The following is a 13,501-nucleotide window of genomic DNA, read 5'->3' as shown; positions in this document are numbered from 1 at the left end:
CGAGGCCCCACCCCGGGCCCGTGCGGTGCGGTCCGGTGCGCGGGTCCGTGGGAGAGTGTCAGCGGACGAGCATCGGAAGGGGCCGTGGATGGCGACGATCGAAGAGATCCTGGAAGTGGAACGCCTCGAGGAGAACATCTTCCGGGGCATAGCGACCGAGACCATGCTTCCCCGCACCTTCGGCGGTCAGGTGGCCGGTCAGGCACTCGTGGCGGCGGTCCGCACGGTCGAACCCCGGTTCGCGGTGCATTCGCTGCACGGCTACTTCCTCCGTCCCGGCAACCCCGCGATGCCGATCGTGTACCTCGTGGACCGGATCCGGGACGGTCGCTCGTTCGTCACCCGGCGGGTCAGCGCCGTGCAGGACGGCCAGGCCATCTTCACGATGTCGGCGTCCTTCCAGGTGGCGGACGTGGGCATCGAGCACCAGGACGAGATGCCGGTGGTCCCGCCGCCGGATTCGCTGCCGTTCGCCAGTGAGTCCGAAGACCCGGAGATCGCCTGGCTCGCCCGGGAGTGGTCCGACTGGGACATCCGGATCGTCGGACACGGCGAGGTCGACCGCATCCGCGGTGCGGCCGCGCAGCAGCAGGCGTGGTTCCGGTCCCGCAGGACACTGCCCGACGACCCCGTGTTCCATGTGTGCGCGCTGGCGTACATGAGTGACATGACGCTCATCGGTTCCGCGATGACACCGCATCCCGGTGTCGAGATCGACAGTGCCTCACTCGATCACGCGCTGTGGTTCCTGCGCCCGTTCCGGGCCGACGAATGGCTGCTGTACGACCAGACGTCGCCGTCCGCCGGTTTCGGCCGGGGTCTCGCGCAGGGACGGATCTTCGATCGGAAGGGGAACCTGGTCGCCGCCGTGGTGCAGGAAGGGCTGACCCGGTTCCTGCGCACGACGTGAGCAGGTTCAGCGGCCCGCCCGGACCGCGGGTTTCGGAGGATGGTCGTACCGCACCAGCAGGTCGGGTTCATCGGTGACGTCGGCGGCGCGGCGGAGCAGTGCGGGCACGGTCCAACGTTGATCGGCCGGGGTACGGCGCAGCAGGGCCCCTTCACCCAGGTGAAGTTGCACGGTGACGTCGAAGTCGAGGTCCCGGCCGAGCAGCATCGGGCCCGTCACGAGCAGCACCTGCCCGTCGGCCGCGGGCACCCGGGCACAGCGGGCGGAGCGATCCTCGCCTTCGTCCCACAACCGCGGCAACCACCGGCGGTCGGTGCGGACCGACCGCACCACTTCCCGGTTCAGGGCGTCGTAGTCGAACCAGAGGGTGCGGTAGCTGAGTTCGTCGTCGCGTCCGTGCTCGAACCGCAGGGAGGCGGGCCGGACGTAGTCGTGAAGGGACACGACGTCACAGGGCCTGCCCTGCTCCCGCAACGACTCACACACCGCGCCGGCGAGGGGCAGCGGCTGGGCGCCGTCGGGGGCGTCGATCGCGACGACGGCGATGCCGTCCACCGCGAGGCAGCGTTCGGTGACGAGGGCGACGAGACCGTCCGGGCTCGTCGGTGTGAACATCGTCATGGCACCCATGGTGCCTCGAGCCCGAACCGGGCGGATAACCTTGACCAGGCACAGAAGGAGGGCTGATGGCGAGCATCGAGGACATTCTCGAACTCGAAGCGCTGGAGAAAGACATCTTCCGCGGCTCGGTTCATCCGTCCGTGCTGAAGAGGACGTTCGGCGGGCAGGTCGCCGGTCAGTCGCTGGTTTCCGCCGTCCGCACCGTCGACGAGCGATTCGAGGTGCACTCCCTGCACGGGTACTTCCTGCGCCCCGGAAATCCGGTGGAACCCACCGTGTACCTGGTCGACCGGATCCGGGACGGCCGGTCGTTCTGCACCCGGCGGGTCACCGGCATCCAGGACGGCAAGGCGATCTTCACCATGTCGGCGTCGTTCCACTCGGGGGACGAGGGCATCGAGCACCAGGACACGATGCCGCCGGTGCCCGAGCCCGAAGAGCTCGTCGACGCACAGACCGTCGAGGAGATGGCCGCCACCGATCTCTACCGGGAGTGGAAGGAATGGGACGTCCGTATCGTTCCGGCCGACGCCACCAGGAAGACGCCCGGAATCGCCGCGCAGCAACGCGTGTGGATGCGCTACCGCGACAAGCTGCCCGACGATCAGGTCTTCCACATCTGCACCCTCGCCTACCTCAGTGACATGACGCTCCTCGGCGCGTCGAAGGTCCCGCACCCGGGAGTGGTCACCCAGACCGCGTCGCTCGACCACGCCATGTGGTTCCTGCGCCCGTTCCGCGCCGACGAGTGGCTGCTCTACGACCAGACCTCACCCTCCGCCGGCTTCGGCCGCGCCCTCACCCAGGGCCGCATGTTCGACCGGAACGGCACCATGGTCGCCGCCGTGGTGCAGGAGGGGTTGACCCGCATCCAGCGCGATCAGGACCAGCGCGACATCGAGACAGGAAACATGGCATGACCCGCCCCCTCGTCGGAGTACTCGCCCTGCAGGGCGACGTCCGTGAACACCTTGCTGCACTGAATGATTCGGGCGCCGATGCCGTGGGCATCCGTCGCCCGGAGGAGCTCGAGAAGATCGACGGCCTGGTGATCCCGGGCGGTGAGTCGACGACGATGAGCAAGCTGCTGCAGATCTTCGAACTGCTCGAGCCGCTGAAGGCCCGCCTGCGCGACGGGTTGCCCGCCTACGGGTCCTGCGCCGGGATGATCCTCCTCGCGAGCGAGATCCTCGACACGAGACCCGACGCCCAGCACCTCGGCGCCATCGACATGACCGTGCGCCGCAACGCCTTCGGCCGTCAGGTCGATTCCTTCGAGTCCGACCTCGAATTCGAGGGGATCGTCGGCGACCCGATGCGGGCCGTGTTCATCCGGGCCCCGTGGGTGGAGCGCGTCGGCGACGACGTCCAGGTCCTCGCCCGGGTGCCCGAGTCGGGTGGCGCGGCCGCCGGACGCATCGTGGCCGTGCGGCAGGGTTCCGTGGTGGCGACGTCGTTCCACCCGGAGGTCACGGGGGACCGGCGAGTGCACGAGTTGTTCGTCGACATCGTCCGCGGGGTCTAACCCGTCGGACTGGGTGCGGCGAGCGAGTTGAGGAGCGCCGCACCCTGAGCGGCGCCGTCGACGGTGACCGCGAACGGGCGGCCGCCGATGCGGGTCACCACGATGCCCTCACCGCCGCGGATCACCACCGCCGTTCCGCGCGGTGAGAAGCGGTAACCCCAGCCGCCCCATTCGCCGGGGCGGATCTCGGTCACCTGCGCCTCGTCGACCGCGTCGAGTGGGATGTGCCGCCAGCGCACGTTCCACGACGACAGGCTCAGCCCGGTGCGGTCGACCTGCACGGTCACCGACGCGAAGGCGCCACCGGCGACCACCAGGACGAGGAACAGTACCGCGAGCCAGAGTGCGCCGACCAGCGCGGACACGACCGCGGCAACGGCCATGGCGAGAGCGAGCACGCCCGCCCAGCGCCCGCGCGCATATCCGGTCCAGGACGCGCGCTCGCCGGGCGCCAGGGGGACGGGCAGCGTCGGTGCCGGGCCGTTCTCCGTGGCGCGCGGCGGCCGGGGGAGCAGGACGAACGTGGCTACCGCCCACAGGATTCCCAGCAGGGGAATCAGGATCCACCAGCCCAGCGTCGCCGCCTCGGGCGAGCCCGCACGGACGGTGGCGGCGACACTGACGATCCAGGTCGCGGCCACCGTCCACCCGGTGAACACGGTCGCGGGCAGCCAGAGGGCGGCGTCGGTGCGGATCCGGACTGCGACGACGCCGGCGATGCCCGCGGCGATCGCGCAGACGGCGACGGCGATCCAGAAGTAGGTGGTCGTGTCGCTGAAACCGTCGGGTTCGGTGCCGGACCAGTGACTGGCCACCACCGGCGGCAGGTCGTCGCCCCACGCGAGTCTCGCGATCACGAGGGCGAGGAGGGGTACGGCCGAGGTCGCCGCGAGGAGGCGGGTGCGGGAGGTCGTCATTGTCTGGTGGTCTCCTTGATCACGTCGAGCATCTGTTCGGTGTCGAGTCCGAGGCGCCGGGCCTCGGCGACGAAAGTGCGTGCGGCTTCGGTCAATCCGGTGCGAATCGGGTCGGTGTCGGCGCGGACGACCGCGCCCCGGCCCCGGCGGAGGTCGATCAGCCCCTCGTCGCGGAGGGCGGCGTACGCGCGCAGCACCGTGTGGAGGTTGACGTCGACGGACTCGGCCAGTGCCCGGGCGGAGGGGAGCCGGTCGCCCGCACCGATCTCGCCGCGCAGGAACGCACCGCGCACATTGGCGGCGATCTGTTCGCCCAGTGGGGTGCTGGAACCGTGGTCGACTCGCATCAACATGTTTGCATTCTATGCAAACAATGGCGACTTATGCGAGTTGTTACCCCGGGATCGCGCAGGGGCGCCCGGGCTGCGGGTAACATCGTCAAAGCTGAAACCGCGCATTCGGCGTGCCAAAAGCAGCAGGAAAGGGGCTTGAATCGCATGAGCGGCCACTCCAAATGGGCCACCACCAAGCACAAGAAGGCTGTGATCGACGCCAAGCGTGGCAAAGCCTTCGCGAAGCTGATCAAGAACATCGAGGTGGCGGCCCGTACCGGCGGTGGCGACCCTGCGGGAAACCCCACCCTGTACGACGCCATCCAGAAGGCCAAGAAGACGTCGGTCCCCAACGACAACATCGAGCGTGCCCGCAAGCGCGGCGCCGGTGAAGAAGCGGGCGGCGCCGACTGGCAGACCATCATGTACGAGGGCTACGGACCCAACGGCGTCGCCGTGCTCATCGAGTGCCTGACCGACAACCGCAACCGCGCGGCCGGCGAGGTGCGGACCGCGATGACCCGCAACGGCGGGAACATGGCCGACCCGGGTTCGGTGTCCTACCTGTTCACCCGCAAGGGCGTCGTCACCCTGGAGAAGGGCGACCAGAACGAGGACGACGTGCTGATGGCGGTCCTCGACGCGGGCGCCGAAGAGGTCACCGATCTGGGCGAGACGTTCGAGATCGTGAGCGAGCCGACGGACCTCGTGGCCGTGCGCAGCGCTCTGCAGGAGGCGGGCATCGACTACGACTCCGCCGAGGCCGACTTCCGCGCATCCGTCGAGGTCCCGGTCGACGCGGACGGGGCCCGCAAAGTGTTCAAGCTCGTCGACGCGCTCGAAGAGTCCGACGACGTGCAGAACGTCTACACCAACGTCGACCTCTCCGACGAGGTGCTCGCCGAACTCGACGACTGATCGCACGGATGCACGGCGCGGGGCGGGGGAGCGGTGCTCGCCCGCCCCGCCTCGTTCTGCGTGTTGATGCGCCGACACGTCCGACCCCACGGCTAAGCTATCGAACAGCTGTTCGGCGTGGGAGAGGTGGCTTTGCGTGCGTGTGCTGGGTGTGGATCCCGGTCTGACCCGGTGCGGATTCGGAGTGGTGGACGGCGGCAACGGTCGCACCGTCACCCCGGTGGCCGTCGACGTGGTCCGGACCCCGGCGGACCTGGAATTGTCGTCCCGGCTGCTGCGGATCTCCGAGGCAGCCGAATCGTGGATCGATCTGCACCGGCCGGCGGTCGTGGCGATCGAGCGGGTGTTCTCCCAGCACAACGTGCGCACCGCGATGGGCACCGCGCAGGCGGGCGGCGTCGTCGCCCTCGCCGCCGCACGCCGCGGCATCCCCGTGTGTTTCCATACCCCCAGTGAGGTCAAGGCGGCCGTCACCGGGAGCGGATCGGCCGACAAAGCTCAGGTGACGGCGATGGTGACACGCATCCTCAAGCTGGCGGCCGCGCCCAAACCGGCCGACGCCGCGGACGCGCTGGCCCTGGCGATCTGCCATTGCTGGCGGGCGCCGATGATCGAACGCATGGCCCGCGCCGAGGCCGCGGCCGCCGAACAGAAACGTCGCTACCAGGCCCGGCTGGCCGAAGTGAAGAAGGCAGGTACACGATGATCGCGTCCGTCCGCGGCGAGGTGCTCGAGATCGCCCTCGACCATGCGGTGATCGAATCCGCGGGAGTGGGGTACCGCGTGAACGCGACCCCGGCCACCCTCGGCGGGCTGCAGCGGGGAACCGAGGCCCGGCTGGTCACGGCGATGATCGTCCGCGAGGACTCGATGACGCTGTACGGGTTCCCGGACTCGGAGTCCAAGGAGTTGTTCGGGCTGCTCCAGACGGTGTCGGGTGTCGGTCCGCGCCTGGCGATGGCGACACTCGCCGTCCTCGAACCCGACGCGTTGCGGGCCGCGCTCGCCGAGGGCAACGTCACCGCCCTCACCCGGGTGCCGGGCATCGGCAAGCGCGGGGCCGAGCGGATGGTCGTCGAATTGCGCGACAAGGTCGACGTGGTCGCGTCCACGTCCGGGGCGGTGCCGCTCGGTGCGGGCGGCCCCGGATCGGTCCGCGACCAGATCGTCGAAGCGCTCGTCGGGCTCGGCTTCCCGGCCAAGCAGGCCGAACAGGCCTCCGACTCCGTCCTCGCCGAGGCCCCCGAGTCGACCACTTCGTCCGCGCTGCGCTCGGCTCTCTCCCTGCTCGGGAAGACCAGATGAATCCCGAACCCGGCGGCGACTACGACGACGAGTCCCCGGTCTCGGCCGATCTCGTCGCCGGCGACGGCGACATCGAGGCCAGTCTGCGGCCGAAGAACCTGCACGATTTCATCGGGCAGCCGCGGGTCCGGGAGCAGTTGCAACTCGTCCTGACCGGCGCGAAGATGCGCGGCGGCACCCCCGACCACATCCTGCTCTCCGGCCCGCCCGGGCTGGGAAAGACCAGCATGGCGATGATCATCGCCGCCGAACTGGGTTCCTCACTGAGGCTGACGTCGGGTCCGGCGCTCGAGCGTGCCGGCGATTTGGCCGCCATGTTGAGCAACCTCGTCGAGGGCGACGTGCTGTTCATCGACGAGATCCACCGCATCGCCCGTCCGGCGGAGGAGATGCTCTACCTCGCGATGGAGGACTTCCGGGTCGACGTCGTGGTCGGCAAGGGCCCCGGCGCCACGTCCATTCCCCTGGAGGTCGCGCCGTTCACCCTGGTCGGGGCCACCACCCGCTCGGGGGCGCTCACCGGGCCGCTGCGCGACCGGTTCGGGTTCACCGCCCACATGGACTTCTACGAACCGGCCGAGCTGCAGCAGATCCTCATGCGATCGGCGGGCATCCTCGGCGTGCAACTGGGCGAGGAGGCCGGCGCCGAGATCGCGAGCCGGTCCCGCGGCACGCCCCGCATCGCGAACCGCCTGCTCCGCCGTGTCCGCGACTACGCCGAGGTCCGCGCGGACGGCGTCGTCACCCGCGAGATCGCGCACGCCGCCCTCGCCGTGTACGACGTCGACCAGCTGGGACTCGACCGCCTCGACCGCTCCGTCCTCAGTGCCCTGGTGCGCAGCTTCGGCGGCGGACCGGTCGGCGTGTCCACGCTGGCCGTCGCGGTGGGGGAAGAGCCTGCCACCGTCGAAGAGGTGTGTGAGCCGTTCCTCGTCCGCGCGGGAATGATCGCCCGCACACCCCGCGGCCGGGTCGCCACCGCGGCCGCGTGGATGCAACTGGGCCTGACCCCGCCGCCGGACGCCGTGACCGGCGGAATCGAGGTCCGCGTCAACGAACCGCAGGCCTCCCTGTTCGATCCCGAAGACCCCTGACCGACGCCGGGAGAAACGCCCGCCCCGTGCCGACCGAACCGGTGTCCGGGCCGGTGATGGCACACTGGTGTATTGCATCGGTCCAACCGGGACCAGTGCTTCGGACCGTGCGACATACCTCGAGGTTGACTTACAGATGGATTTTCTCTTCCCGCTCCTGATTCTGGCGCTGCTCGTCCCGATGTTCCTGGGGATCCGCCGGCAGAAGAAGGAGGCGGCCAAGGTGACTGTTCTGCAGGACTCGCTCTCGGTGGGCGACCGCATCCTCACGACTGCCGGTCTGCACGGCACCGTCGTCGCGCTCGGCGACGACACGATCGATCTCGAGATCGCTCCCGGCGTGGTCACCACGTGGTCGCGTCTGGTCGTCCGCGAGCAGATCGTCGATGCCCCGCTGCCGGGTGACGGTGCCATCGAGCACGAGTCGATCGACCACGAATCGATCAGCACCGAGGCCCCCGCCACCGACATCGTGCGCGAGGATCGTGAGAACGGCGGCGACACCACGCCGCGGCTGAACAAGGATTGACCTGCGCTTCCGTGGCGCACCCGCGCAATCGTCGCGTCGTAGGCGCCCGGGCGCGGTGACCGGGGCACAGCCCTGCGTCCACCGGTGCCGTGCGCTGTGAGCGTTCCCATCCGAACTGCACGTACTGAGGAGACATAGAGATCGTGGCACCTTCCACAGGATCGGTGCATCCCGTCCGCTACCTCACCGTTTTCGCGGTGCTCGTGGCGGTTCTGTATGCCCTGGTGTTCTTCACCGGCGACAAGTCCGCGACACCCAAGCTGGGCATCGACCTGCAAGGTGGGACCCGAGTCACCCTCACCGCACGCACCCCGGACGGCAGCAAGCCGACGCCGGACAGCCTGCGGCAGGCGCAGGAGATCATCGAGACTCGTGTGAACGGACTCGGCGTGTCCGGCTCCGAGGTCGTCATCGACGGCGACAACCTGGTCATCACCGTCCCCGGCGACGACAGCGCCCAGGCTCGGTCGCTCGGCCAGACGGCGCGGTTGTACGTCCGACCCGTCCAGACGTCGCAGGCCGCGGCCGCTCCAGGCACGCAGGCACCCGCCGCCGGTGAGACGCCGGCCCAGGCGCCCGCCGGAACCGAGACCCCCGCGCCGCAGAACCGGCCGTTCCCGGCGCAGGATCCGTCCACGTCACCCGCGCCCGCCCCCACGGCGGAACCGGCGCCCACCGACGAGTCCGGGACCGAGACCGCCGAGGCCGCCGACGAGATCGCGGCGGCCCGGGCCACGCGCCAGAGCACCGACCCCGCCGTGCAGCAGCAGGCCATGGCGACCCTCGACTGCAGCGTGCCCGACCCGTTGCGGGGCAACGACGACCCGGCCCTGCCGCTGGTCGCGTGCTCCACCGACGGCCAGGCCGTGTACCTGCTCGAACCGGCGATCATCGACGGTCAGGAGATCGCCGACGCGACGTCCGGGTACAACTCCCAGCAGTCGCGGCACGAGGTGAGCCTGACGTTCAAGACCGAGGGCAGCAACACCTGGGCCACGTTCACGTCGCAGAACATCGGCAAGCAGGCCGCGTTCACGCTCGACTCCAAGGTGGTGAGCGCGCCGGTCGTGCAGGGCGCGACACCCGCAGGCAGTTCGACGTCGATCACCGGTTCGTTCACCGCGGACAGTGCGAAGGAACTCGCGAACACCCTGAAATACGGCTCGCTGCCGCTGTCGTTCGCGGCGTCGGAGGCCGAGACGGTGTCCGCGACCCTGGGTCTCGCCTCGCTGCAGGCCGGTCTCATCGCCGGTCTGGTGGGTCTGGTCCTGGTTCTGATCTACTGCCTGATCTACTACCGCATGCTCGGAGTGCTCACGGCGCTGTCCCTGGTCCTGTCCGGTGTGATGGTGTACGCGATCATGGTGCTGCTCGGCCGGTACATCAACTTCACCCTCGACCTCGCCGGCATCGCCGGTCTGATCATCGGTATCGGCATGACGGCCGACTCGTTCGTGGTGTTCTTCGAGAGAATCAAGGACGAGATGAGAGAGGGCCGCAGTTTCCGGTCCGCGGTTCCACGCGGCTGGGCCCGTGCGCGCCGCACCATCCTGTCGGGTAACGCGGTCAGCTTCATCGCCGCCGCGGTGCTGTACATCCTCGCGATCGGCCAGGTGCGCGGCTTCGCGTTCACCCTCGGCCTGACCACCATTCTCGACGTCGTCGTCGTGTTCCTGGTGACGTGGCCGCTGGTCCACCTGGCCTCGAAGTCGCCGTTCTGGTCCAAGCCGGGCGTCAACGGGCTGGGTGCCGTGCAGCAGATCGCCAAGGAACGCAAGGCTGCCGCAGCGTCGGCGAAGGAGTCACGAGTATGAGCGAATCGACCACGTCGCACAAGTCTGCGTCGCAGACCGACCCCGAGTCTTCGCTGTCCGATTCGGGCGTCAACCAGACGTCGATGCCCCACCACAGCTGGCTGTCCCGGCTGTACACCGGAACCGGTGCCTTCGAGGTGGTCGGCCGCCGCCGCTTCTACTTCATCCTGACCGGCACGATCGTGCTGATCTCGCTGCTGAGCATCCTCGTGCGCGGATTCACCCTCGGTATCGACTTCGAGGGTGGGTCGCGGATCCAGTTCCCCGCGGGCAACGGCGTGGACACCGCGCAGGTGGAGAACGTCTACTCCGAGGCGCTGGGAATGGACCCCGTCTCGGTGCAGACGGTGGGCTCGGGTTCGAGTGCGACCGTGCAGATCCGCTCGGAGGCGCTCGACGCGGCCCAGGTGGTGAAGCTGCAGGACGCGTTGTACGACGAGTTCCAGCCGAAGGACAGTGACGGCACCGTCAACGAGAACGTGATCAGCGTCGCCGACGTCAGCGAGACGTGGGGCGGGCAGATCACCCAGAAGGCGCTGATCGCGCTGCTTGTGTTCCTCGTGATCGTCAGCATCTACATCGCTGTCCGGTTCGAGCGCGACATGGCGGTCGCCGCGATCGTCGCACTGTTCTTCGACATCGCCGTCACCGCCGGTGTGTATTCGCTCGTCGGCTTCGAGGTCACCCCGGCGACCGTCATCGGTCTGCTGACGATTCTCGGGTTCTCGCTCTACGACTCGGTGGTGGTGTTCGACAAGGTCGAGGAGAACACCCGGGGGATTCTGCACCTGACCCGTCGCACGTACGCCGAGCAGGCGAACCTGGCAGTCAACCAGACGTTGATGCGTTCCATCAACACCACCCTGATCAGCGTGCTGCCGGTGCTCGCGCTGATGGTGGTCGCGGTGTGGATGCTCGGTGTCGGAACACTGAAGGACCTGGCGCTGGTGCAGCTCGTCGGCATCATCGTCGGTGCGTACTCGTCGATCTTCTTCGCGACACCGTTGCTGGTCACCCTGAAGGAGCGGTGGGGTCCGGTGGCCGCGCACACGCGGAAGGTCCTCGCCCGCCGGGCGACCCTGGCCGAAGGCGGAGCGCAGAAGGCCGGCGCCCCGGCGACCGCGGCCGCCGCATCCACGACGGAAGCGGCGGTGCCCCGGTCCCGAACCGCGTCGACCGCACCTGCTCCGGGCTCACGTCCCACCGGGAAGCGCAACAAGAAGAGGCACTGACATGCCCGCATCGCACAGCACCCGGCGCGGTGCGCCCACCCGACACGGCCGGACGGCGGCCGTGTCGGGTGCCGGTCTCCTCGCGACCGTGCTCCTCGCAGGCACCCTCGTCGGATGTGCCGAGGAGGGTGAGCAGATCCCGTCGATCGGCTACGCCATCGACAACACCGTCACCACGTACAACGCGAACACCGTCGCGGGTGCCGTGTCGGGGGCACGTCAGGCGTTCGCGCGAGTGCTGCCCGGGTTCAACTACACGGGCCCCGAGGGCGGACCGGTGGCCGACTCGGACATCGGCACCGCCAACGCGATGCCCGGGGACGCCCTCACCATCCAATACAAGCTGAACCCCAACTCCGTCTACTCCGACGGCGTCCCGATGTCCTGCGACGACCTGGTGCTCACCTGGGCGGCGAACAGCGGCCGCTTCACCCGCCGGAACGACCAGGGCGCGACCGTCCCGATGTTCGACGCGGCGAGTACCGCCGGCTACGCGGACATCGACCGGATCGACTGCCAGACCGGCGCGAAGGATGCCGTCGTCACGTTCAAGGCGGGGCGGAACGTCACCGACTGGAAGTCGCTGTTCGGTGCGACGTCGATGATGCCGGCGCACGTCGTCGCGACTGCGACCGGCGTCCCCGACATCGTGTCCGCCGTGCAGAACTCGGACACCGCGGCGCTGACGCGCGTCGCGGACTTCTGGAACACCGGATGGACGATGACACCGGGAGACCTCGACCTCGCGCTCTTCCCGGCGTCCGGTCCCTACAAGGTCGAGTCGTTGTCCGCGGACGAGGGTCTGGTGCTGGTGGCCAACGACCGCTGGTGGGGGAACCGCCCCGCTACTTCCCGGATCGTGGTGTGGCCCAAATCTTCCGACGTCAGCGCGCGGATCGGTGACGGCGCGGTCGAGGTCGTCGACGTCGCCGCGGGATCGGTGCCGGACCTGGACCTCGGCGGGTTCGACGTGACCGAGGTGGCCTCCCGCAGCGTCGAGCAGTTCGTCCTGTCCACCTCGGGCCTGTTCGAGAACGCGGCCGGACGGCGGGCGTTCGCGGCCTGCCTGCCCCGCGACGAGCTGGCGTCGAAGTTCGGGCTCGCCGCGGAACCGGACACGGATGGCGCCGACTCCGGCGGTCCGGTCGACACGCGGGTCACCGCACCCGACAGCCTCGTCCACCAGTCTGTCGCGGGCGCCGTCGGCGGCCGGTACGAGACGGCGGACACGGCGGCGGCCACCGCCGCGCTGGCCGACACCGACAACACCACGGCGACCGTCCGGATCGGATATCTGGGGCCGAACCCGCGGCGCGCCGAGATAGTATCCGCGGTCGCGGCGGCATGCGCCCCGGCCGGGATCACCGTGCAGGACGTCGCCTCGCCCGACTTCACGCCGTCGATGCTGCGCAGCGGGCAGGTGGACGTGGTGCTCGCGGGCACGGCGTCCGCTCCCGGTGCGGCAGGCACCGCCGCGGCCACTACCGCGATGTACGCCCTCCGCAGCGGAAACGGTTCCAACTTCGGCGATTACAGCAACAGTCGCGTCGACCAGATCGTCGACCAGCTCGCCGTCGACGACTCGACCGCCACCCAGCTGTCGCTGTCGACGGAGGCGGAGAACATCCTGTGGTCCGACGTTCCGACGGTGCCGCTGTTCGACCAGCCGCGGACCGTCGCGTTCGCGTCGGGTCTGCAGGCAGGAGCGGTCAACCCGACTGTGTCGGGCGCCGGCTGGAACATGGACAGGTGGGTGCTGCGCCGGTGACCGATCATTCCGCGGCCCGTGACGCCGTCACTCGGCTCACCCGGTGGGCCGACGACTTCCCGCAACCCGGTGTGCGGTTCGCCGATCTGACGCCCGTCTTCTCCGACGCCGACGGGTTCCGCGTCGTCGTCGACGCGCTCGCCGCCTGCGCCCCGGACACGGACGTGATCGCCGCCGTCGACGCGCGGGGGTTCCTCCTCGGCGGCGGCGTCGCCCGGGAGCTGGGATCCGGTGTGGTGGCCGTGCGGAAGTCGGGCAAACTGCCGCCGCCCGTGCTGTCGCAGTCGTACACCCTCGAGTACGGAACGGCCACGCTGGAGATCCCGGCCGGGTCGATCGGCCTGGACGGGCGCTCGGTTCTCGTCGTCGACGACGTCCTCGCCACCGGCGGCACGCTCGACGCGACGGCGCGGCTCGTGGAATCCGCAGGTGCCCGCGTGATCGGCATCGCCGTGGTCCTGGAGATCGCCGCGCTGGGCGGCCGGGAGCGCCTCGGAAAGTACCCGCTCACGTCCCTCGTCACGGTCTGAGTACTA

General features: G+C 69.4%; 15 protein-coding genes. 12 read left to right on the top strand and 3 right to left on the bottom strand.

Annotated elements, in window-relative coordinates; genetic code table 11:
• The first annotated feature begins 88 nt into the window (after positions 1–88).
• A complete protein-coding gene (locus JWS13_RS07090; RefSeq protein WP_206005098.1) occupies positions 89–910 on the top strand; it encodes an acyl-CoA thioesterase in 822 nt (273 codons plus the stop codon).
• Positions 911–916: 6 nt separating this feature from the next.
• Here the strand turns inward: JWS13_RS07090 and JWS13_RS07085 are convergent, their stop codons facing one another.
• On the bottom strand, positions 917–1,540 hold the full coding sequence (locus JWS13_RS07085; RefSeq protein ID WP_206005097.1) for a nucleoside/nucleotide kinase family protein: 624 nt from the start codon (positions 1,538–1,540) through the stop codon (positions 917–919).
• Positions 1,541–1,596: 56 nt separating this feature from the next.
• Here JWS13_RS07085 and JWS13_RS07080 point away from each other — a divergent pair, with 56 nt between their 5' ends.
• The gene (locus JWS13_RS07080; protein WP_124392979.1) at positions 1,597–2,451 is read left to right on the top strand and encodes an acyl-CoA thioesterase; all 855 of its coding nucleotides are present in this window, start codon (positions 1,597–1,599) and stop codon (positions 2,449–2,451) included.
• Entirely contained in the window at positions 2,448–3,056 is a 609-nt protein-coding gene (gene pdxT / locus JWS13_RS07075) for a pyridoxal 5'-phosphate synthase glutaminase subunit PdxT (RefSeq protein ID WP_087555886.1), read from the top strand. The genes JWS13_RS07080 and pdxT overlap by 4 nt, the downstream gene beginning before the upstream one ends.
• Here the strand turns inward: pdxT and JWS13_RS07070 are convergent.
• Positions 3,053–3,973 carry a hypothetical protein gene (locus JWS13_RS07070; RefSeq protein ID WP_206005096.1) on the bottom strand — a complete coding sequence of 307 codons (921 nt, stop codon included), beginning with the start codon at positions 3,971–3,973 and terminating at the stop codon, positions 3,053–3,055. The genes pdxT and JWS13_RS07070 overlap by 4 nt on opposite strands.
• Positions 3,970–4,326 (bottom strand): GntR family transcriptional regulator, encoded by a 357-nt coding sequence (locus JWS13_RS07065; protein WP_124392981.1) that lies wholly within the window; start codon positions 4,324–4,326, stop codon positions 3,970–3,972. Before JWS13_RS07065 ends, JWS13_RS07070 begins: the two co-directional genes overlap by 4 nt.
• 144 nt (positions 4,327–4,470) lie before the next feature.
• Here JWS13_RS07065 and JWS13_RS07060 point away from each other — a divergent pair, with 144 nt between their 5' ends.
• From JWS13_RS07060 to JWS13_RS07020, 9 genes are all read left to right on the top strand, one after another.
• Positions 4,471–5,223 (top strand): YebC/PmpR family DNA-binding transcriptional regulator, encoded by a 753-nt coding sequence (locus JWS13_RS07060; RefSeq protein ID WP_124392982.1) that lies wholly within the window; start codon positions 4,471–4,473, stop codon positions 5,221–5,223.
• A 136-nt stretch (positions 5,224–5,359) separates the two neighbouring features.
• The gene (gene ruvC / locus JWS13_RS07055; protein WP_124392983.1) at positions 5,360–5,929 is read left to right on the top strand and encodes a crossover junction endodeoxyribonuclease RuvC; all 570 of its coding nucleotides are present in this window, start codon (positions 5,360–5,362) and stop codon (positions 5,927–5,929) included.
• Positions 5,926–6,528 (top strand): Holliday junction branch migration protein RuvA, encoded by a 603-nt coding sequence (ruvA, locus tag JWS13_RS07050; RefSeq protein WP_206005095.1) that lies wholly within the window; start codon positions 5,926–5,928, stop codon positions 6,526–6,528. Before ruvC ends, ruvA begins: the two co-directional genes overlap by 4 nt.
• Entirely contained in the window at positions 6,525–7,622 is a 1,098-nt protein-coding gene (gene ruvB / locus JWS13_RS07045; RefSeq protein ID WP_206005094.1) for a Holliday junction branch migration DNA helicase RuvB, read from the top strand. Before ruvA ends, ruvB begins: the two co-directional genes overlap by 4 nt.
• A 136-nt stretch (positions 7,623–7,758) precedes the next feature.
• On the top strand, positions 7,759–8,151 hold the full coding sequence (gene yajC / locus JWS13_RS07040; protein WP_206005093.1) for a preprotein translocase subunit YajC: 393 nt from the start codon (positions 7,759–7,761) through the stop codon (positions 8,149–8,151).
• A gap of 143 nt (positions 8,152–8,294) precedes the next feature.
• On the top strand, positions 8,295–9,965 hold the full coding sequence (secD, locus tag JWS13_RS07035; RefSeq protein WP_206005092.1) for a protein translocase subunit SecD: 1,671 nt from the start codon (positions 8,295–8,297) through the stop codon (positions 9,963–9,965).
• Positions 9,962–11,197: a protein translocase subunit SecF gene (gene secF / locus JWS13_RS07030; protein ID WP_206005091.1), complete on the top strand. Its 1,236-nt coding sequence runs from the start codon at positions 9,962–9,964 to the stop codon at positions 11,195–11,197. Before secD ends, secF begins: the two co-directional genes overlap by 4 nt.
• A gap of 1 nt (position 11,198) precedes the next feature.
• On the top strand, positions 11,199–12,965 hold the full coding sequence (locus JWS13_RS07025) for an ABC transporter substrate-binding protein (protein ID WP_206005090.1): 1,767 nt from the start codon (positions 11,199–11,201) through the stop codon (positions 12,963–12,965).
• Entirely contained in the window at positions 12,962–13,495 is a 534-nt protein-coding gene (locus tag JWS13_RS07020) for an adenine phosphoribosyltransferase (protein WP_206005089.1), read from the top strand. Before JWS13_RS07025 ends, JWS13_RS07020 begins: the two co-directional genes overlap by 4 nt.
• The last annotated feature ends 6 nt before the right edge of the window (positions 13,496–13,501 follow it).

It is taken from the genome of Rhodococcus pseudokoreensis (assembly GCF_017068395.1).
Classification (GTDB): Bacteria; Actinomycetota; Actinomycetes; order Mycobacteriales; family Mycobacteriaceae; genus Rhodococcus_F; species Rhodococcus_F pseudokoreensis.
The sequence above is the reverse complement of the archived record's forward strand: the minus strand, read 5'-3'. Positions and strand labels throughout refer to the sequence as shown.

What these genes read in the sequence shown, in the direction of transcription:
- JWS13_RS07085 (WP_206005097.1), bottom strand. Translation starts at nt 1,540, where the DNA reads ATGGGTGCCATGACGATGTTCACACCGACGAGCCCGGACGGTCTCGTC.
- secF (WP_206005091.1), top strand. Translation starts at nt 9,962, where the DNA reads ATGAGCGAATCGACCACGTCGCACAAGTCTGCGTCGCAGACCGACCCC.
- JWS13_RS07070 (WP_206005096.1), bottom strand. Translation starts at nt 3,973, where the DNA reads ATGACGACCTCCCGCACCCGCCTCCTCGCGGCGACCTCGGCCGTACCC.
- JWS13_RS07080 (WP_124392979.1), top strand. Translation starts at nt 1,597, where the DNA reads ATGGCGAGCATCGAGGACATTCTCGAACTCGAAGCGCTGGAGAAAGAC.
- JWS13_RS07060 (WP_124392982.1), top strand. Translation starts at nt 4,471, where the DNA reads ATGAGCGGCCACTCCAAATGGGCCACCACCAAGCACAAGAAGGCTGTG.
- JWS13_RS07090 (WP_206005098.1), top strand. Translation starts at nt 89, where the DNA reads ATGGCGACGATCGAAGAGATCCTGGAAGTGGAACGCCTCGAGGAGAAC.
- ruvB (WP_206005094.1), top strand. Translation starts at nt 6,525, where the DNA reads ATGAATCCCGAACCCGGCGGCGACTACGACGACGAGTCCCCGGTCTCG.
- JWS13_RS07025 (WP_206005090.1), top strand. Translation starts at nt 11,199, where the DNA reads ATGCCCGCATCGCACAGCACCCGGCGCGGTGCGCCCACCCGACACGGC.
- yajC (WP_206005093.1), top strand. Translation starts at nt 7,759, where the DNA reads ATGGATTTTCTCTTCCCGCTCCTGATTCTGGCGCTGCTCGTCCCGATG.
- ruvA (WP_206005095.1), top strand. Translation starts at nt 5,926, where the DNA reads ATGATCGCGTCCGTCCGCGGCGAGGTGCTCGAGATCGCCCTCGACCAT.
- JWS13_RS07065 (WP_124392981.1), bottom strand. Translation starts at nt 4,326, where the DNA reads ATGTTGATGCGAGTCGACCACGGTTCCAGCACCCCACTGGGCGAACAG.
- pdxT (WP_087555886.1), top strand. Translation starts at nt 2,448, where the DNA reads ATGACCCGCCCCCTCGTCGGAGTACTCGCCCTGCAGGGCGACGTCCGT.